The organism is Pseudomonas monsensis, assembly GCF_014268495.2.
Lineage (GTDB): Bacteria > Pseudomonadota > Gammaproteobacteria > Pseudomonadales > Pseudomonadaceae > Aquipseudomonas > Aquipseudomonas monsensis.
In genome coordinates this window covers 1,904,957-1,924,205 of sequence record NZ_CP077087.1, presented here as the reverse complement: position 1 = coordinate 1,924,205, position 19,249 = coordinate 1,904,957, and the positions used below count along the sequence as shown (strand labels likewise).

The following is a 19,249-nucleotide window of genomic DNA, read 5'->3' as shown; positions in this document are numbered from 1 at the left end:
GGCCACCTCCTGAGAAAAATGTGCAGCTATTCTAGCGGTATCTGCCAACCGGGTGCCGGTTTACATGCCTGCCCCCACGGGTAGAATGGCGCCCTTCCCACATCAGCCCGAGCGGACTTCATGGCGTTGCCGACCTTACGGATCATTGGTTTCATCATCGGCATCTTCCTGATCACCCTGGCCGTGGCCATGGTCGTGCCGATGGCCACCCTGGTGATTTTCGAGCGCACCAGCGACCTGCCGTCGTTCCTCTGGGCGAGCATGATCACCTTCGTCGCCGGCCTCGCGCTGGTGATTCCCGGCCGGCCGGAACACATTCATCTGCGCCCCCGCGACATGTATTTGCTGACCGTCAGCAGCTGGCTGGTGGTGTGTATTTTCGCCGCACTGCCATTTCTGCTGACCCAGCACATCAGCTACACCGACTCGTTTTTCGAAAGTATGTCCGGCATCACCGCGACCGGTTCGACCGTGCTCAGCGGGCTCGACACCATGTCCCCGGGAATTCTGATGTGGCGCTCTCTGCTGCACTGGCTCGGCGGCATCGGCTTCATCGGCATGGCGGTGGCGATTCTGCCGTTGCTGCGCATCGGAGGCATGCGCCTGTTCCAGACCGAATCCTCGGACCGTTCGGAAAAGGTCATGCCGCGCTCGCACATGGTGGCGCGGCTGATTGTGGCAGCGTATGTCGGCATCACCATCCTCGGCAGCCTGGCGCTCTGGTGGGCCGGGATGAGCCCGTTCGATGCAATCAACCATGCGATGTCGGCGATCTCCACGGGCGGGTTCTCGACCTCCGACCAGTCCCTGGCCAAGTGGACACAACCGGCCGTGCACTGGGTCGCGATCGTGATCATGATCCTCGGCAGCCTGCCGTTCACTCTCTACGTGGCGACATTGCGCGGCAACCGCAAGGCGTTGATCAGGGATCAGCAGGTGCAGGGTTTATTGGCGATGTTGCTGGTGACCTGGCTGGTACTCGGCACCTGGTACTGGTGGACGACCAAACTGCACTGGCTGGAGGCGTTGCGGCATGTCGCGCTGAACGTGACCTCGGTGGTCACCACCACCGGGTTTGCCCTGGGCGACTACAGCCTGTGGGGCAACTTCTCGTTGATGCTGTTCTTCTATCTGGGTTTTGTTGGTGGCTGTTCCGGCTCGACAGCGGGCGGGATCAAGATTTTCCGCTTCCAGGTCGCCTACATCCTGCTCAAGGCCAACCTTAACCAGCTGATTCACCCACGCGCGGTGATCAAGCAGAAATACAACGGCCACCGCCTAGACGAAGAGATCGTGCGCTCGATTCTGACCTTCTCGTTCTTCTTCGCCATCACCATCTGCGTGATTGCCCTGCTGCTGTCGCTGCTCGGCGTCGACTGGATGACCGCGCTGACCGGCGCCGCGAGTACCGTGTCCGGCGTCGGCCCGGGCCTGGGTGAAACCATCGGCCCGGCGGGCAACTTCGCCACCCTGCCGGATGCCGCCAAGTGGATTCTGTCGTTCGGCATGCTGCTCGGCCGCCTGGAAATCATTACGGTGTTTGTGCTGTGCATTCCGGCCTTTTGGCGTCACTGACCGCGTTCGGCGCCTGCAACAACCGCGTCCGGTAATCGCCGGGCGTGGTGTCGAACCAGCGGCGGAAGGCGCGGAAGAAATTACTCGGATCGGCAAATCCCAGCAGATAAGCGATCTCCAGCAGGGTCATGCTCGGTTGCGCCAGATACTGTTCGGCCAGTTCGCGGCGGGTGTCATCGAGCAACTGCTGAAAACTGGTGCCCTCCTCCTGCAAGCGGCGCTGCAAGGTCCGTTGCGACAGGTGCAGGGTCTGCGCCACGGTGTCGCGCTTCGGTTCGCCTTGTGGCAACAACCGGCACAACACCTGCCGCGCCTTATGGGTCACGCGGCTTTCGGAAAAGCGCGCCAGATATTCCCCGGCAAACCGGTCGTGCAGCAGCGCCATCGCTTCATTGGCCGTCGGTAGCGGCGCTTCCATATCCGCGCGTTCGAAGATCAGTGCGTCATACGGTGCGTTGAACACCAGGGGCGCGTGAAAGGCTTGTTTATAAGGCTCCAGATCGGCGGGCTGATCGCCCTGCACCAACACTTTGACCGGGTGCAGCGTGCGCCCGGTCAACCAGCCGCACAGGCCCAGCGCGCAGGCCAGCGAGGCTTCGGCGCTTTGTCGGGTCGGCGGCAGATGATCGCCGTGCACGGTCAGAATCAGCGCATAACCTTCATCGAGCAGGCGAAAACTCAGGTCGGCACTTTCGGCAATGATCCGTTGATAACGCACCAAGCGTTGAAAGCCTTCGGCCAGCGTGTTGCTCGACATCAACGCGTAGCCGGCGACGTGAAACGACGCCGGCCGCACCACTTTTCCCATGTTCAGGCCGATCGCCGGGTTACCGGACAACTCGACCGCCCTTTGCCACAGGCGGGTCATGGAATCTTGCGGGAAACGTGCATCCGGATCATCCAGAGCCGCGTAATCGAGCCCCAGTTGCTTGAACAGAGCCCGGCAATCCAGGCCGTCCATCTCCAATGCTTTGACAATCCCCATCGCCCAGCTTGCAGAAGTCGTTCGTTCGCTCATGGCGTTTTTCTTTTACATGATGGCCCGCATGCTACGGCCCGATTTGCGAAGGATACTAAAGTGGCGCCGATTGTCACTGGCCCACCCCCATGATCACTCTAGACTCAAATAGGCTACCCGCAGAACAACTCGTCGCCAGAACAATAACCACAGAGAACGCGGTCGTGGAAAACATAAAGCATTTCAACAGCTTCGCTGAGTTCTATCCGTATTACCTCAGCGAGCACAGCAACAGCACCTGTCGGCGCCTGCATTTCATCGGCACGACACTGGTGATTCTTATTCTGGCCCTGACTCTCGCCAAAGGCGCCTGGCTGCTATTGTTGGCCTTGCCGCTGGCCGGCTACAGCTTCGCCTGGATCGGGCATTTCTTTTTCGAGAAAAACCGCCCGGCGACGTTTCAGCATCCGCTGTACAGCCTGCTCGGCGACTTCGTCATGTACCGCGACATGATCCTGGGTCGCGTGGCGTTCTGAACAACCCGACGAGGATCGCCGATGAGCGCCAACGCCCGTTTCACCCACATGAAAGACGGCACCCACGAAGACTGGGCAATCATTGCGGCGGATTTCAGTGCCTACGCCAGACAATTGCCGGCGCGGATCATGACCCACCTGAAATTGCTCGAAGGGGATTTCGGCGGCTTCCCGGTGGACCGCCTGACCCACTCGCTGCAAACCGCAACCCGAGCCTTGCGCGACGGGCGCGATGAGGAATATGTGGTGTGCGCGCTGCTGCACGACATTGGCGACACCTTGGGCTCCTACAACCACCCGGACATTGCCGCAGCGATCCTCAAGCCGTTCGTCAGTGCCGAGAACCTGTGGATGGTCGAGAAGCACGGCATCTTTCAGGGCTACTATTTCTTCCATCACCTGGGCATGGATCGGCATCTGCGCGAGCAGTTCAAAGAGCACCCGCAGTTCCAGGCGACCGCCGAGTTTTGTGCCAAGTACGATGCGGCGGCGTTTGATCCAGCCTATGACACCCTGCCGCTGAGTTTCTTCGAGCCGATGGTGGAAAGGCTGTTTGCGCAGCCGAAGAACTCGATTTACAAAGCCGCAATGGAAGAACACACCACCACCGCTTGATGTTGTTTGTACTGGCCTCATCGCTGGCAAGCCAGCTCCCACAGGTTGTGTGCCGTTCACAAAACCTGTGGGAGCTGGCTTGCCAGCGATGAGGCCCTCTAAACCACCCGAGACTCAGGCCAGTTCCGCGACTTTAGCCGCCTTGAGCTGCGCTTCGCGCGCCTGGGCATCCGCCAGGCGATACAACTCGATCGTGCCGTCCCAATGCTCGATCAACGCCGTGCACGATTCCACCCAGTCGCCGCAATTGAGGTAATCGACCTCGCCAACCTTGCGGATCTCGGCATGGTGAATATGCCCGCAGACCACACCATGCAGCTCGCGCTTCACGCATTCATGGGCGATGGCTTCTTCGAAGTCGCTGATGAAGCTCACTGCGGTTTTCACCTTGTGCTTGAGATACGCCGACAACGACCAGTACCCGTAGCCATACCGCGCACGCCAGTGATTGAGCCAGCGGTTGAGGGTCAGGGTGAATTCGTAGGCCGAGTCGCCGAGGAAGGCCAGCCAGCGATGATAGCGGGTGATCACATCGAACTGATCGCCGTGAATCACCAGCAAATGCCGCCCGTCTGCCGTGACATGCACCGCCTCGTCGACCAACTGGATATTGCCCAGAATCAGCTTCGAATAGCGGCGCAGGAATTCGTCGTGGTTGCCGGTGACGTAAATCACTTCGGTGCCGCGCTTGCTCATGGTCAGCAAGCGGCGGATCACGTTGGTGTGCGCTTGTGGCCAATACATGCCGCCACGCAGTTTCCAACCGTCGATGATGTCCCCGACCAGGTAGATCTTGTCGGCGTGATAGCCCTTGAGAAACGTCGACAAGTGTTCCGCCTGGCAATCCCGCGTGCCCAGGTGCACGTCGGAAATCCACAAGGTGCGCACTCGCTGTTTACGGCTGGGTTTGGCAAGCTCGGCGCTGGTCATGGGCAACCCTCTACGATGTTTTCGCCAGAGTGCGCCCGTCCGGTTAATCGACCATGACAGGCGCGAGTCAGTCCTGTGACAACGCATCCGGCGCGGGCCGGTGTAGACTGGCGATCACTTCGGAGACGAACTGCGATGCGACCGATCCTCACCCTGCGCGACTACACCCATGATCTGATCGTCCACAGCCACGAGCACGCTCAACTGGTGTTCGGGTTATCGGGCGCGCTGGATTTCGAGGTCGAGGGCCAGGGCAGTCAGGTGCGCCAGCAGAGTTTCGTGGTCGTCCCGTCCGGCGCCCATCATGCCTGCGGCAGCCCTGATGGCAGTCGCTGCCTGGTGCTCGACATCCCTGAGGGGCCGTGGGTAACAGAGTCATTGGGCGAGCATGCCGAGGCCAGTCGCCGCCTGCTCGACAATCCGGCGCGCCGGACACTGGATACCGGGCAAAGCCAATTGGTCAGCTGGCTGGCCAGCAGCCCCATCAGTGATCCGCTGATCGCTCGCCAGGGTGCCGTGTTGCTGCTGGCCAGCCTCAATCATGCCAGGCCGGCCGAACTCGCCGCGCGCCGCCTGCCCTACGCAGCGCTGGACGCGCACATCGAGCAATACGCCGCCTATCCACTGCAAGTCGCCGACCTGGCGCGCATCGCCGGCCTGTCCAGCGCGCGCCTGCATGCGCGGTTCATGGCCGAATGCGGACAGACGCCGATGGACTACATTCGCAGCCGGCGCCTGCATCTGGCGGTGCGACTGTTACGCGACACTGCACTGCCGATCGGCGAAGTAGGCAGCCGCGTAGGCTATACCTCGCAAAGTGCTTTTTCAGCCGCAGTCCTGCGTGAGTTCGGTTCATCACCCGGCCAGCTTCGACGCGAGTCCTGCAACAAAAGACGCTAGTCTGCCGACAGACTTATCAGCCTGCATACGATTCAATGTGCAGGCGCCGCCGAAGGCTGCGCCTACCGTTGAATATGTGCCTGAATTAAGGATTGCGATGACCCCGCGTACCGCCCTTGGCGCCCTGCATATTGGCGCCCTGATGTTCGGCCTGACCGGTGTGTTCGGCAAACTCGCTGCGGCATCACCTGCCGTGATCGTGTTCGGCCGTGCCGCGTTCGCCGTGCTCGCCCTGGCTTTTTTTGCCCGTTTTGCCAGCCAGAACGGCTGGCAAAAACTCCAGGCCGTGGACTGGCGACGCCTCGCCCTCAGCGGTGTGTTGCTGGCCGGGCATTGGGTGAGCTTTTTCGTTTCGGTAAAAATCGCCGGGGTGGCGATTGCGACGCTGGGCTTTGCCAGTTTCCCGGCGTTCACGGTGATTCTCGAAGGGCTGATCTTCCGCGAACGCATCCGCGCCAACGAGATCGTGCTGGTGGTGCTGGTCACGGTCGGCCTGGTGCTGGTGACGCCGGCGTTCGATCTGGCCAGTGGCGCGACCACCGGCCTGCTTTGGGCGGTGCTGTCCGGCCTGTTGTTTTCCCTGCTGTCACTGACCAATCGCGCCAGCTCCGGGCGCATCCCGGCGGTGCAGGCGGCGCTGTGTCAGAACGTCGTGGTCGCCGTGTGCCTGCTGCCGGTCGCGGCGCCGCAACTCAGCGAAGTGCGCGCACTGGACTGGCTGTGGATCGGCCTGCTCGGGGTGTTCTGCACCGGGGTGGCCCACAGCCTGTTCGTGGCCAGTCTGGCGGTGATCAAGGCGCGCACGGCAGCGGTGGTGTTTGCGATGGAACCGGTTTACGGCATCACCGTTGCCTGGCTGCTGTTTGATGAGAACCCGACACTGCGGATGTTGCTCGGTGGTGCACTGATCATCGTCGCGATCGTCGTGTCGGCGCGGATGTCAGGCCATGCGGACAAGAAAACCGTCGCCGCCGAGGCCGCGTCTCACTGAGTGCGGTCGTTGTGGCCGAGGTCGCGGTCAGGGTCGATCTGATCGCGCACCCGTTGCTTCAACACCTTGGCTTCGGGAAAGCCACCGTCGGCCTTGCGCTCCCAGATCTGCACGCCAGCGCAGGTGATGTGAAACACCCCGCCGGTGCCCGGCACCAACGAGACTTTGCCGAGGTCGTCGGCAAAGGTGCTGAGCAACTCCTGGGCCAGCCATGCGGCGCGCAACAGCCATTGGCATTGCGTGCAATAGGTGATGACAACTTCTGCTTTTGCGGCGGTCATGTTCGCTGAAACTCCTGAGACAGAGGGCGCCGCTATAATAGCCGGCTTTACAGTTTGCCCCGAGACTCACAATGCGCCGTCTGCTGCTCTGCCTGCTGCTTGGTTTCCTGCCCTTGTTCGTTCACGCCAGCGCCCCTGCCAACGAAGCTACGCGGCCAAAAGTCGGCCTGGTGCTGTCCGGTGGCGCTGCGCGTGGCCTGGCGCACATCGGCGTGCTCAAGGCGCTGGAAGAGCAAGGTATCAAGATCGACGCGATTGCCGGCACCAGCATGGGCGCGGTGGTCGGCGGCCTGTATGCCTCGGGCTACAAGATCGACGAGCTGGAAAAACTCGCCCTGAACATCGACTGGCAACAGGCGCTGTCCGACGCCCCGCCCCGGGAAGACGTGCCGTTTCGGCGCAAGCAGGATGACCGCGACTTTCTGGTGAAACAGAAACTGAGCTTTCGCGACGACGGCAGCCTCGGCCTGCCGCTGGGGGTGATTCAGGGGCAGAACCTCGCACTGTTGCTGGAGAGCCTGCTGGCGCATACCAGCGATACACGGGATTTCGACAAGCTGCCGATCCCGTTCCGCGCCGTCGCCACCGACATCGCCAATGGCGAAAAAGTGGTGTTCCGCAAGGGTCACCTGCCCCAGGTGATTCGCGCCAGCATGTCGATCCCGGCGGTGTTCGCCCCGGTGGAACTCGATGGCCGGTTGCTGGTGGACGGCGGCATGACCGACAACATCCCCCTCGACGTGGCGCGGGAAATGGGGGTCGACGTCGCCATCGTCGTCGATATCGGAACGCCCCTGCGCAACAGCAAGCAGCTGACCACCGTGGTCGACGTACTGAACCAGTCGATCACCCTGATGACCCGGCGTAACTCCGAAGAGCAACTCGCGGCCCTGAAACCGTCGGATGTCCTTATCCAGCCGGCGCTGGCGGCGTTCGGCGTCACCGACTTCGGCAAGGCGCAGGACATGATCGACGCCGGTTACCGCGCGACGCGAATTCTCGACGCCCGCCTCGCCGTGCTCAAACCCGCCGAATCCCAGGATGCCGAACTCAACGCTGCCCGCTCGCCGGGCCAGCGCACACCGATCATCACCGCGATCAAGGTCGAGAACAATTCGAAAGTCGATGACGATGTCATTCGTTACTACATCCGCCAGCACATCGGCGAACCGCTGGACCTGGGGCGCCTGCACTCGGACATGGGCACCCTGTATGGCCTCGACTACTTCGAGCAGGTGCAATACCGCGTCGTGCACAAGGGGCAGGATCACACCTTGGTCATCAGTGCCCGTGGCAAGCGCAGCGGCACCGATTACCTGCGGGTCGGCCTCAACCTGTCGGACGATATGCGTGGCGACAGCGCTTTCAACCTCGGTGCCAGTTACCGGGTCAACGGCATCAATCGGCTCGGCGCGGAATGGCTGACCCGCGCGCAAATTGGCGATAAACAGGAGCTGTACAGCGAGTTCTACCAGCCGCTGGACGTCGGCTCGCGCTACTTCATCGCCCCGTCGGTGGTGTTCGAAGCGCAGAACGTCGATGCCGTGCTCGATAACGATCCGATCGCGCAGTACCGCGTCGAACGCTATGGCATGGCGCTGAATGTCGGCCGGCAGATCGGCAACAACGGTGAAGTGCGCTTTGGCGTCGGCGAGGCGTGGGGCAAGGCTGACGTGCGCATTGGCGATCAGGACCTGCCCAGCGAGCATTTCAACGAAGGCTTCTATTCGCTGAAGTACTCCTACGACTCGCTGGACAACGTCTACTACCCGCACGAAGGCAAGGACATCAGTCTGACACTGCTGCAATTCGAACCGAGCCTGGGGTCAGACACACGCTACCGGCAATGGGAATTCAAACTCGATAAAGCCATGAGCCGCGGGCCGGACACGCTGATACTCGGCGGGCGTTACGGGCGCACACTCGACGACACCAACGTGGTCACTTCCAGCTTCCTGCTCGGCGGTGCGCGGCAGTTGTCGGGCTTCCGTGAGGATGCGATTTCGGGACAGAACGTCAGTCTGTTGCGGGCGGTGTATTACCGCCGCCTGACCCCACGCGCCTACCTGCCGCTGGACTTCCCGCTGTACGCCGGTGCTTCGCTGGAGCGTGGCCGGGCATGGAACAACGACAATGAATTCGACAGTGGCTACATCAATGCCGCCAGTGTGTTTATCGGGTTCGATACACCATTGGGGCCGTTGAATTTCAGTTACGGGCTGAATGATGCCAACGAGCAGGCGGTGTACCTGAATCTCGGCCAGACCTTCTGATCAATCAGGTCTGACAGGCTCGCTCGCGAAAGCAATCATCCAGCGCCCCTGAAAATACCGGTGACTCAACAATCAACGAATCCCCGCCAACAAGGTTCGAGCGGTTTGCCTGAGGGGTTCGTCGCCCTCCTTGAGCAATTCATTGAGCAACGCAATCGCACTGTCGATGTCTCCGTCATCAATGCAGGTCTGTGCCTGCTCGAGCTTGCCGGCGCCTGCCTCGCCCTCCTCTTCCGGCATCTGCAGCTCCAGCGTTTCCAGGGGCAGCGACGGCGGCGGATCAGCAAACTCGTTGAGAAAGTCATCGTCCAGCGGCTGAGCTTCGGGCTCGGGGATCCATTCCAGCTCCGCTTCTTCGCTGGCCGCCGGAAGCTCAAAGTCCTGCGGCAGCACTTGCAGACGGCTACCCTGCGGTGCTTCGTCCAGCGTTGATCGCGGCGGCGCCGCACGGCTGTCCTCCAGATCCCAACTGGCGGCCGTCGACAATTCATCCAGCTTCAGCTCGAAATGATCTTCGGGCGCTGCCGGCTCAGGCTCAGCGACAACCACCGGCGCGACACTGGCAGCCACCGGCGCAACAGCCGCCAATGGCGCAGCACTCGACAGTTTCGGATGACGCTCGCGCACGGCCTGCAGCTCTGTGGCCTCTACACCGAGTTCACGCAGGTGCTGTTCCTGTTGCTCATACGCTGCGCTATCACCCTGACGCCCGAGCACTTCCAGCAGTTGCAGGTCGAGGTCGATGCGTTGCGGTTCTTTGTGCAAAGCCTCGCGCAGCAGGCCAACCGCTTCACCCAGCCGTCCGTACGCCAGATAAATCCCCACCGCTTCCAGCACATCGCCCGCCGCGGGTTCTTCGCGATGCTCGGCTGTAGCGTGGGGCCTGACGGGATGACTGTCGGCCACTTCCTCGATTTGCTTGTCGTTGCCGGATGGCCACAATGGCAGCGGTGTTTCATCCTGTTTTGACTGACGACGACGGCGAATCACTACGCCGGCAATCAGTCCGCCAAGCAACAGCAACAAACCACCCAGCCACCAGCCATTCGGGGAGTCGTCAGCCGCGGCGACCGGCGCAGCCACCTGGGCCGGCGTCGGCGTCACCACCGCAGGCGGTGGCGGTTTCTGCAGTTCGGTCAGTCGGGTCTGCAGTTCACCCAACTGCTTCTTGCCATCGGCGATGAGCGCCTGCTGTTCCTGCAGTTTTGCGTTCAATTCATCGACGGTTTTTTGCAACTGCTGGTTGTGCAGGGTGCTGGCGGCCAGCTGTTCGGCAAGCGCATCGCTGGCCGCTGCGGCGGGCGGTGGCGGCACCGGCGCCACTGCGCGTTTGCCCTGGGCTGCCTGAGTCGGCGCGGTGGTCGGTTCGACCGTGGGGAATTCAGAGGATTGCGGGCGCGGGTCCGGCTCATCGGTGGCCGGTACGATACCGGGCGAGCCCGGCGGGTCGATCAACACGGTGTACTCGCGCAGCAGGCGCCCATTGGGCTGATTGAGCTGCACCAGAAAATTCAGAAAAGGTTCGTTGACCGGTTTACTCGAGGTCACCCGGACCAGTTGGCGACTGCCGTGCAGAATCGGCGTGAATTTGAGGTCGTTGAGGAAGAACACCCGCTCGACCCCGGCGCGACCGAACTCATCCGCCGTCGCCAGGCTGATCGACAGATCGCTCTGGGTGAGCGCGCCGACATCCACCAGCGCGATGTCGGCCTTGAGCGGCTGATTGAGGGCTGAATGAACCGTGATGTCACCCAGCCCAAGGGCCACCGACGCGGTCGAATAGCTGAATACACCAGCGACCAGCAACCTTTTGGCGCCACCGCGCAGTACCACGTGCCAACTTGCGAGCATGAGCATCCCTTAAATAAGCAAAACCGGTTTCTATGCGTTCGCACATCCGGTACGAACACGATATTGCCCAGTAGTTCTTATAGTCTGCTCAGCGCGATCCCTCAAAAAACCGGCACGCGGTTATGCCTCAAGACTTTTCCAGATTGCCCAGAATGTGCCCGTGAACGCGCATGCACACCTTCAGATCCGCTTCGTCGACGCCTTCGAACAATTCGTGGCGCAGTTGCGTGGCAATGGTTTCGATTTGTTCGATCAGCGGCAAGGCGGGCGCGCAGAGCACGATTTTTTTCGCCCGACGGTCTTCCATCACGGACTGGCGTTGCACCAGGCCCTGGCTTTCCAGACTATCGAGCAAGCGTGCAAGGGTCGGCCCTTCGACACCGACGCTTTGCGCCAGCTCACGTTGCGTCGGCGCGTCTTCAAAGCGCGCCAGGTGCAGCAGCACCAGCCAGCGTGCCTGGGACAGGCCCAGCCCCGCGAGGCGACGGTCCAGTTCGGCACGCCAGCCACGGGACATCTGGGCCAGTTGCATGCCAAAGCGGTGTTGATCGGTTAACGGCATAAAACACTCATGGTTAGACTGACAAATAGAGAAAAACTAATTATTAGTCAGCTAAGCATGGCCTGCAGTTATAGGCAAGAGTCGACCTGTACTGAATCGTTACAACTGTCTGGCGTCTGGCGCAATCGCCCTCTCACATTTCAAATTCAGATTGCAGCGCAGCCCGCACGCAGTACAGCACGCCCTCCGGCACACGCCCGGCAAACAGCTCGGCCACCTCGGCGACCGACGGTAACTCGCCCTCGCCATCAAGGAAGGCATCCTGCACTTCGCCCATCAAGTCTTCCGGCAAATCCAGCGCCTGCTCCAGCGACAACTGTTGCTTGCCGATGGCTTCAGCGAGCATGGCGTAGACGTTCTTCTCCGAACACTGCAACTGCCCGGCGATCTGCAACGGCGTCATGCCGGCGCGGGCCAGGGTGATCAATTCGTGGCGCACGTCGGCCACCGCTTTGGGTGCCTCGGCCTCGCCGCCGAGCACCTCGAGGAACGCCTCGCCATAGCGTTCCAGTTTGCGCGCGCCGACGCCGCTGACCCGGGCCATCTCCGCCAGGGACGTCGGCTGGCTGCGCAGCATTTCCAGCAAGGTCGAGTCGGGAAAGATGACGTACGGCGGCACGCCGTGTTCTTCCGCCAGTTTGCGCCGCAAGGCGCGCAACGCTTCCCACTGCTCGCGCTCCTCGCCGCGCACCAATTGGCTGGCCGGGCTCTTGCTGGTGGTCTTGGCGGTGACTTGCGGCTTGAGATCGCGGCGCAACTCCAGGGTCACTTCACCCTTGAGCAGTGGTCGGCAGCTGTCGTTCAGACGCAGCCCGCCATACCCTTCGTGATCGACATCGGCCAGCCCGCGCGCAACCAACTGGCGAAACAGCGAACGCCATTCGCTTTCGCTGAGCGCCTTGCCGACGCCGTACACCGACAGATGCTGATGGCCGAAGCTGCGGACCTTTTCGTTGTCCTTGCCCAGCAAAACATCCACCAGATGACCTACGCCATAACGCTGGCCGGTGCGGAAAATCGCCGACAACGCCTGACGTGCCGGCTCGGTGGCGTCCCAGGTCTGCACGCCATCGACGCAGTTGTCGCAATGGCCGCACGGCTCGGGCATGTCTTCATCGAAGTAGGCCAGCAGCGTCTGGCGACGGCAGCGGGTTTCTTCACACAGCGAAAGCATGGCGTCGAGCTTGTGCTGCTCCAGACGCTTGTGCCGCTCATCGCCTTCGGAGTTCTGCAGCATCTGCTTGAGCATCACCACGTCTTGCAGACCGTAGGCCATCCACGCATCCGCCGGCAGACCGTCACGGCCACCACGCCCGGTTTCCTGGTAATACGCCTCAAGGGATTTCGGCAGATCGAGGTGTGCGACAAAGCGCACGTTGGGCTTGTCGATACCCATGCCGAACGCGACGGTGGCGACCATGATCAAGCCTTCCTCATTGAGGAAACGCTTCTGGTGATAGGCACGCAGATCGTTGGGCAGGCCGGCGTGATACGGCAGCGCCGGGAAGCCTTGTTCGCTGAGGAACGTCGCCACTTCCTCGACCTTCTTGCGCGACAGGCAATAGACAATGCCGGCATCGCTGCGCCGCTCGGCGAGGAACGCCAGCAACTGCTTGCGCGGCTGCTCCTTGGGCACGATCCGATAGAAGATGTTCGGCCGGTCGAAGCTCGACAGGAAACGCTCGGCGTTCTGCAGATGCAGGCGGGTAACGATTTCTTCGCGGGTACGCTTGTCGGCGGTGGCGGTCAGGGCAATGCGCGGCACGTCGGGAAACATTTCCGCCAACTGGCCCAGTTGCAGGTATTCCGGACGGAAATCGTGGCCCCATTGCGACACGCAGTGCGCTTCGTCGATGGCGAACAACGCAATGTTGAGCCCTTGCAGGAACGACAACATGCGCGGCTGCACCAGACGCTCGGGCGCCAGATAGAGCATCTTCACTTCGCCACGCTTGATACGGGCTGCGAGGTCGCGCTGTTGCTCGGCGCTGAGCGTGGAGTTCAATGCGGCGGCCGCTACGCCCAGTTCTTCGAGGGTGGCGACCTGATCGTCCATCAAGGCGATCAACGGCGACACCACCACCGCCAGGCCTTCGCGCAGCAGCGCCGGCACCTGGAAGCACAGGGACTTGCCGCCACCGGTAGGCATCAGCACCAGCGCATCACCGCCGCTGGCCACGCGCTCAATGATTGCACCCTGACGGCCACGGAAACTGTCGTAGCCGAAGATGTCCTTGAGGACGCGTTGAGCCTGTTCGAGCATAAAAACTCCAAAAATCTACCGAAACATCCCTGCACAGGCTGGTTCAGGACAGCCAAGGCTGCTTAAACAAAACGTAAGAGCGCATTGCCAGACAACCGCAATACGAGCAGGGAGCGCAAAACGCGGCAGTATACCCGAGCCCTCCCCGGCAGGGGGTGCCGCTGAGAAGACACCCTCAAACCTGTCACATAAATCCCACAGGGTTATTGGTGTTGCCTGTAATTACGGCAAATCTGCCGTGCGGCTGGCTTGAGCGCGCAAGAAGGCCTAGAATTCCCGCATTGTTTATTCCCCCAAGGTAGCCCCGTAATGTCCTTCGCTGAGCAACTGACCCGCCTGCAAGTTTTCCTCGATGCCGACGAGCTGCATGACGAGGCGCTGGATTACGTGGCCGCCCACGGGTACCTGACCGCGCTGTCGATCTGCGCAGAAGAGGTACCGGAGCGTGAGTGGATCGACGCCCTGTTCGCTGAAGAGCCACATTACAGCAGCGACGCCCAGCGCGAAGAGATCGAAGCCACCCTGATCGGCCTCAAGGCGCACATCGCCCGTCAACTGGCGTCCGACGAAGAATTCGAGCTGCCATGCGAACTGGATCTGGGCGACGAGCCGGACGACTCCGAACTGCGCGGCTGGTGCATCGGTTTCATGGAAGGCGTGTTCCTGCGTGAAGCGGCCTGGTTCGAAACCGCCGAAGAAGAGGTCAGCGAAATGCTCCTGCCGATCATGGTCGGCTCGGGTCTGTTCGACGAACAGCCAGAGTTCGAAGACATCGCCAAGGACGCCAACCTGATGGACGACATGATCGTGCAAATTCCGGAAGCCCTGACTGCGTTGTACCTGCTGTGCCAGGCGCCTGACGAAAAACCGGCGATCCTCAAGCCACGTCACCACTAAGCTCCGGCCTATGGACAACCCCATAGGCAACCGCCCCCTGATGTTGCGCTACATCCTGCTGGCCATCGGCTGGCTCAGCGTGGCATTGGGGGTGATCGGGATCTTCCTGCCCGTACTGCCTACCACTCCTTTCCTCCTGCTGGCGGCCGCCTGTTTCGCCCGCAGCTCTCCGCGTTTCTATCGCTGGCTGGTCGAACACCCGAAACTGGGTCCGTGGATTCGCGACTACCTCGACGGCAACGGCATTCCGCTCAAGGGCAAGGTCTACGCGATCGGGCTGATGTGGGCGAGCATTCTGTTCTCGTGCTACCTGGTACCGATGCCATGGGCACGGGGGTTCATGCTGACCAGTGCGGTGTTGGTGACGGTTTATATTCTTCGGCAAAAGACGCTGTAAAAACCCTGATTTCCCTCTGCCGCATTCAGACCATTCGTCCGAAAAGCGCACCAACCTGTCAGATCTGACAGTAGCCGACACGCTTTGATTCAGCCTACAACAGGGCAACTGTTTCTCACCCTCAATGTTTGCAGGCGGAGTTGCCCCCATGACTTCTTTCAGATTTTTCCTGTTTCCTGCGCGCAAGGATTTGTCGTCCCGCGTAGCACCGCTGCAAAATTTTCCGTTGTACATCCCCGGTATGATTCGTCCGATTGTGGACGGTGATGGCGGTATCGGTATCGAGGTGTTTGAAGAAAATGAGAACGGAGTTTTTTGCCTTATCGATCCTTACTCCGGGATGGGCGAGGATGATTTGATACTGGTGTTCTGGAATTCGACACAGATTATCGAACTGAAGGTCAAAGACACGGAGGTCAATCAACGCCTGTTCTTCTTTCTGCCAAAAGACAGGATTGTCCCCGGCTGGGCCGAAAGCTATTACCAGGTTACTCGCGCTGGTCAGCCTGCTCCCGACGAGCCCTCCGCCATTCTGAAACTGCTGGTCAAGCTCAATCGCCCCGCCGGCGATGACAGACAGCAGCATCTACCCTGGCACTCGGAACTGGACATCGTTGGCCTGCCGGAGGATGTCATCAACAATGGCGTCACCAAAGAATGGTCAGCCAAAGGTGTACCAATGACCATCAAGCACTATCCCGACATCCGCGAACGGGACGTTATCTGGATCAAATGGGGCAGCATCTTGCTCGCACCGCACGAGGTGACGCCCGCCGAAGCCGACGGCACCGTCGCGATTGTCATCACCGCCCTGCCGGGTGACATCCTCACCGCCGGTGACAGTGCAAAGTTGCCGATCCGCTATGAAGTGCATGATGAGCTTTGGAATTACGCCGAAGACTGGTCAAAGGAAACCACAGTATCCGTAGAGGCTGGTGCTGCTCGCCTGGGCGCAGCCATTTTCAAAGACGCCGAAGACGGCAAACTCCATCTCGACAGGCTCGACCATCAGGCCACCAACCTGCTGATCCTCATCGAGAGTAATGACGAATTCACAGCGGGCGACACGATCACCATCAGGGTTATCGGGATCGCCGGCCCGGGAGTTGCGCCAAGGACATTCACCAAAGAAGTCATCGTCGGCAACCCGCCTTACATTCTGCAACAACCTATCCCTTATGAATTCGTCAGCCTGTTCGCCACCGGCACCCTCGATGGTGCTTACGTGCTGCACAAACAGGATGGCAGCGATCCGCTTTCCTCAAAACGTACGTTTGTCGACGTGATCGGCAACCCGTCACAATTACCGGCACCGACAATCAGTGAAGTGATCGGCGCCATTCTGCCGGCCGATAGTCTGCTCGCGACCGTGACGGTTGATTACCCAGCGATTGACTTAGGAGACACCATAAATCTGATCTGGGAAGGTACCCGGTCCGGCGGCGCACCCTATTTACATGAACAACAATATGACGTCAGCAGCGACGATCAGGAGGCCGGTTTCACCCGGATTACCGTCGACCGTGAACATATCGAGGCATTGGCCAACGGCATCCTCAAGCTTTTTTACCGGGTGTACAACGAAAAGACCAAACAATACGGCATCAGCGAGTCGGACTTTCTCAGGGTAGAGGTGCGTGATGTGCGTGCAACGCTACCTGCCCCTGAAGTGGAAGAAGCCAAAGACGGGGTGATCGATCCAACACAGGTTTACACACAGGCCCACGTACTGGTGAAACCGGTCAATTGGGTCAAGGGCGATATCCTGACCTATCACTGGACGGGTTATAACGCCTTTGGCACGACCAAGGGCAGTGTACCGATTACCCAACTGTCGATCGGCGAGACCATCCGTTTCCGGGTGGATGAGTACTACGTCACGACCAACATCGGCTTTACGGTGACGGTGCGCTACACCCTCCTGCATGCCGCGACTGGCCAATACAGCTATTCGGCGCCTCTGACCGTCATCGTCGGCGTCCCACTCGGTCGTTTGCTGCCCCCCACAGTTCTCCAGGCGACTGACAGCGCACTCGATCCCATGAAGGCACTCAACGGTGTCGATATTGAATGCCGCTATGACACGATGGACGAAAAACTCGATGTGTTGAAACTGCTATGGATCGGCACCTCGGGGGCAGGTACCTCAGATGACCTTGAGAAACCGGGCGAAACTGCGGGCACGGTCACCTTCCACCTTCCCTCCTCGGTGGTGGGGGCCAACATCCTCAACACCGTTTCGCTCAAATACGCCGTGCAGCGCCATAAGCTCTGGACGCAATCGGAAGAGCTTGCGCTAAACGTACTGGGCTTCCAGAACCCGGAAACCGAACTGCCAAGGCCTGAGGTTCCGCAGGCAGTCAAGGCCGTTCTGGATCTGATGGAGTTCAGCGGCGACGCCCGGGTTCTGGTCAGCCCTTGGCCTTTCATCGCCAAGGGGCAAACCGTCGATGTTTATCTCGAAGGCAGAACCAGCACCGGCACCTACGTCATTGACGTGCTCAAGGGTCATGAAATCAACGAGCAGCAAGCCGTTACGGGTCTGAATGAAGCACTGATGAGATCCGAGTTACTGAAACTGCTACACAGTTCTCCGGCCACGGTGACGTGCAAAGTGATTTTCGATGGCAGCAAAGATCAATCCGCAGCGATCCTGTTTCCACAATTGCCACTGACCATACGGACCCGCTACGACTACGTGACACCGATCATTACCAGTGTGAAAGACCAGCAAGACAAGGAAATTCCCGAGGCGGGCCTGACCTACGATAAGCGCGTGGCCATTCAGGGCACGGCCACACGGGGCGAAAAGGTCAATATCAGGATCAACAATGATGCGCCACGGACTGTCGATGTCATTGCCCCCGGCACTTGGGGTGTTACTGCTGGCAATCTGACTGAAGGTTTGCAGAGCATAACGGTCGAGGCTTTGTATGACGCAGATCCGGCGATCAGCAAGCCACGAACGTTCACCATTGGTATCGCCACCCGACCGAGCATCACCGCCGTCACCGACTCTCTGGGGCCTGTTGCCGATAACGGAAGCAGCTACGACACTGACATCGACGTGTCGGTTATAGCCGATCCGAATCAAGGGGTTCAGTTATACGACGGCGATACGGCGATTGGCTCGCTCATTCCCCTTGATGGCAAAGGAGAGGGATCGACGACGCTGACCAATCTGACGCGTAAAACCTACGCGATCAAAGCCCGGGCACTCTATGGTGATCGGCTGGAATCGCCTGTGCACAGGTTTACGATCAAACCACACGCCGCTATAACGCTGACCTCGGTCAAGCATTCAAATGGTGAACTGGTACAAGGAGGAAACACCTATGACAACACAGTCACGCTGACAGGTGCATTCACACCGCTGTATGAGGTGCAAGTTTATGACAATGATGTTCCCCGACAGATCGTGAGCACCCTACAAAATGGAACCTGGACAACCAGTCTGGCGGTGGATCTGGGTAATCACGCGGTATACGTCAAAGCGGTAGCAACGGACCTGCAATCCACTAGCCGAAACTTCACCAGAGTTCTCCTGCCGCCTCTGACCATCGCGCCGACCGAGGTTACCATCAGCGGCTATCTGGTCAGACGCACAGACAGAGCGGTGACTCACCCGCACGCGGGCACTCATGCCACTCGTGTAGCCACAGGCGGCGTACCGCCCTATCGTTACAGCACTGATACGCCTCAGAGACTTCAGGTCGATGCTTCATCAGGGAGAGTGATCGGCATTCGAAACGGTAGCGGTCGGGTGATTGTGACCGATAGCAGGGGCAGTACGGCTTCGTATCCGGTCACTATCCAGAACGTCTGGTACATCGCCAATTACGGAGGCGGTCGCCATAATCTGGCAACCATGAACGCGACAGCCAACAATGCAGGCGGCAAAATGCCGCGCATCAGTGACTACGGCAATATGCGCACGGCCTACGCTGGCGATCCCGGCGGGTATGCCAACGACTACTACTGGGTAGAAGATACCCATGCGTGGGGATCACACTGGTTGTGTCGCCCAACAGATGGAGTGACGTTTGGATCAAATGACAACCGCGGAGTGGGTTGCATAGGTGTTCTATTGCGCACCTGACTCAGACTGCCTTGTGCAAAGGAGAGCGGACAAATGAGGACTCATTTGTCCGCTCCGGCTTTTTGCTAGCCCCGCACCACGACAATTCTTGAGTTATTTCGCGGAGGTCTCCGTCCGTCGC

At 60.1% G+C, this 19,249-nt stretch carries 15 protein-coding genes; 9 read left to right on the top strand and 6 right to left on the bottom strand.

The window, feature by feature from the left end:
• The first annotated feature begins 120 nt into the window (after positions 1-120).
• Positions 121-1,575 carry a TrkH family potassium uptake protein gene (locus HV782_RS08365; protein ID WP_123465649.1) on the top strand — a complete coding sequence of 485 codons (1,455 nt, stop codon included), beginning with the start codon at positions 121-123 and terminating at the stop codon, positions 1,573-1,575.
• On the opposite strand, the gene HV782_RS08360 is transcribed toward HV782_RS08365, so the two are convergent.
• The gene (locus HV782_RS08360) at positions 1,532-2,593 is read right to left on the bottom strand and encodes an AraC family transcriptional regulator (RefSeq protein ID WP_202894582.1); all 1,062 of its coding nucleotides are present in this window, start codon (positions 2,591-2,593) and stop codon (positions 1,532-1,534) included. The two genes, HV782_RS08365 and HV782_RS08360, sit on opposite strands and share 44 nt — an antisense overlap.
• A 164-nt stretch (positions 2,594-2,757) precedes the next feature.
• Here HV782_RS08360 and HV782_RS08355 point away from each other — a divergent pair, with 164 nt between their 5' ends.
• Entirely contained in the window at positions 2,758-3,069 is a 312-nt protein-coding gene (locus tag HV782_RS08355) for an Mpo1-like protein (protein WP_123465645.1), read from the top strand.
• A 21-nt stretch (positions 3,070-3,090) separates the two neighbouring features.
• A complete protein-coding gene (locus HV782_RS08350) occupies positions 3,091-3,684 on the top strand; it encodes an HD domain-containing protein (protein WP_186748511.1) in 594 nt (197 codons plus the stop codon).
• A gap of 114 nt (positions 3,685-3,798) precedes the next feature.
• On the opposite strand, the gene HV782_RS08345 is transcribed toward HV782_RS08350, so the two are convergent.
• Positions 3,799-4,614: a UDP-2,3-diacylglucosamine diphosphatase gene (locus HV782_RS08345; RefSeq protein WP_123465641.1), complete on the bottom strand. Its 816-nt coding sequence runs from the start codon at positions 4,612-4,614 to the stop codon at positions 3,799-3,801.
• A gap of 135 nt (positions 4,615-4,749) precedes the next feature.
• Here HV782_RS08345 and HV782_RS08340 point away from each other — a divergent pair, with 135 nt between their 5' ends.
• Positions 4,750-5,514, top strand: a complete 765-nt coding sequence (locus tag HV782_RS08340; RefSeq protein WP_128616254.1) for an AraC family transcriptional regulator — start codon at positions 4,750-4,752, stop codon at positions 5,512-5,514.
• A 97-nt stretch (positions 5,515-5,611) separates the two neighbouring features.
• Positions 5,612-6,505 carry a DMT family transporter gene (locus HV782_RS08335; protein ID WP_128616253.1) on the top strand — a complete coding sequence of 298 codons (894 nt, stop codon included), beginning with the start codon at positions 5,612-5,614 and terminating at the stop codon, positions 6,503-6,505.
• On the opposite strand, the gene HV782_RS08330 is transcribed toward HV782_RS08335, so the two are convergent.
• Positions 6,499-6,786 (bottom strand): Rdx family protein, encoded by a 288-nt coding sequence (locus tag HV782_RS08330; protein WP_128616252.1) that lies wholly within the window; start codon positions 6,784-6,786, stop codon positions 6,499-6,501. The two genes, HV782_RS08335 and HV782_RS08330, sit on opposite strands and share 7 nt — an antisense overlap.
• Positions 6,787-6,857: 71 nt before the next feature.
• Here HV782_RS08330 and HV782_RS08325 point away from each other — a divergent pair, with 71 nt between their 5' ends.
• Complete coding sequence (locus HV782_RS08325; RefSeq protein ID WP_186748510.1) at positions 6,858-9,059, top strand: patatin-like phospholipase family protein; 2,202 nt, start codon at positions 6,858-6,860, stop codon at positions 9,057-9,059.
• Positions 9,060-9,131: 72 nt separating this feature from the next.
• On the opposite strand, the gene HV782_RS08320 is transcribed toward HV782_RS08325, so the two are convergent.
• The 3 genes from HV782_RS08320 to recQ all read right to left on the bottom strand — a co-directional run bounded on the left by HV782_RS08320 (position 9,132) and on the right by recQ (position 13,735).
• Positions 9,132-10,910, bottom strand: a complete 1,779-nt coding sequence (locus HV782_RS08320; RefSeq protein ID WP_186748509.1) for a motility hub landmark protein FimV — start codon at positions 10,908-10,910, stop codon at positions 9,132-9,134.
• A gap of 127 nt (positions 10,911-11,037) precedes the next feature.
• Positions 11,038-11,472, bottom strand: coding sequence for a MarR family transcriptional regulator (locus HV782_RS08315; protein WP_027613988.1), 435 nt, complete (start codon positions 11,470-11,472; stop codon positions 11,038-11,040).
• Positions 11,473-11,605: 133 nt separating this feature from the next.
• On the bottom strand, positions 11,606-13,735 hold the full coding sequence (gene recQ, locus HV782_RS08310) for a DNA helicase RecQ (RefSeq protein ID WP_186748508.1): 2,130 nt from the start codon (positions 13,733-13,735) through the stop codon (positions 11,606-11,608).
• A 309-nt stretch (positions 13,736-14,044) separates the two neighbouring features.
• Here recQ and HV782_RS08305 point away from each other — a divergent pair, with 309 nt between their 5' ends.
• From HV782_RS08305 to HV782_RS08295, 3 genes are all read left to right on the top strand, one after another.
• The gene (locus tag HV782_RS08305) at positions 14,045-14,632 is read left to right on the top strand and encodes a UPF0149 family protein (protein ID WP_123465629.1); all 588 of its coding nucleotides are present in this window, start codon (positions 14,045-14,047) and stop codon (positions 14,630-14,632) included.
• A gap of 10 nt (positions 14,633-14,642) precedes the next feature.
• Positions 14,643-15,029, top strand: a complete 387-nt coding sequence (locus tag HV782_RS08300) for a YbaN family protein (RefSeq protein ID WP_128614159.1) — start codon at positions 14,643-14,645, stop codon at positions 15,027-15,029.
• A gap of 148 nt (positions 15,030-15,177) precedes the next feature.
• Complete coding sequence (locus HV782_RS08295; RefSeq protein ID WP_186748507.1) at positions 15,178-19,128, top strand: Ig-like domain repeat protein; 3,951 nt, start codon at positions 15,178-15,180, stop codon at positions 19,126-19,128.
• Positions 19,129-19,249: the final 121 nt, after the last annotated feature.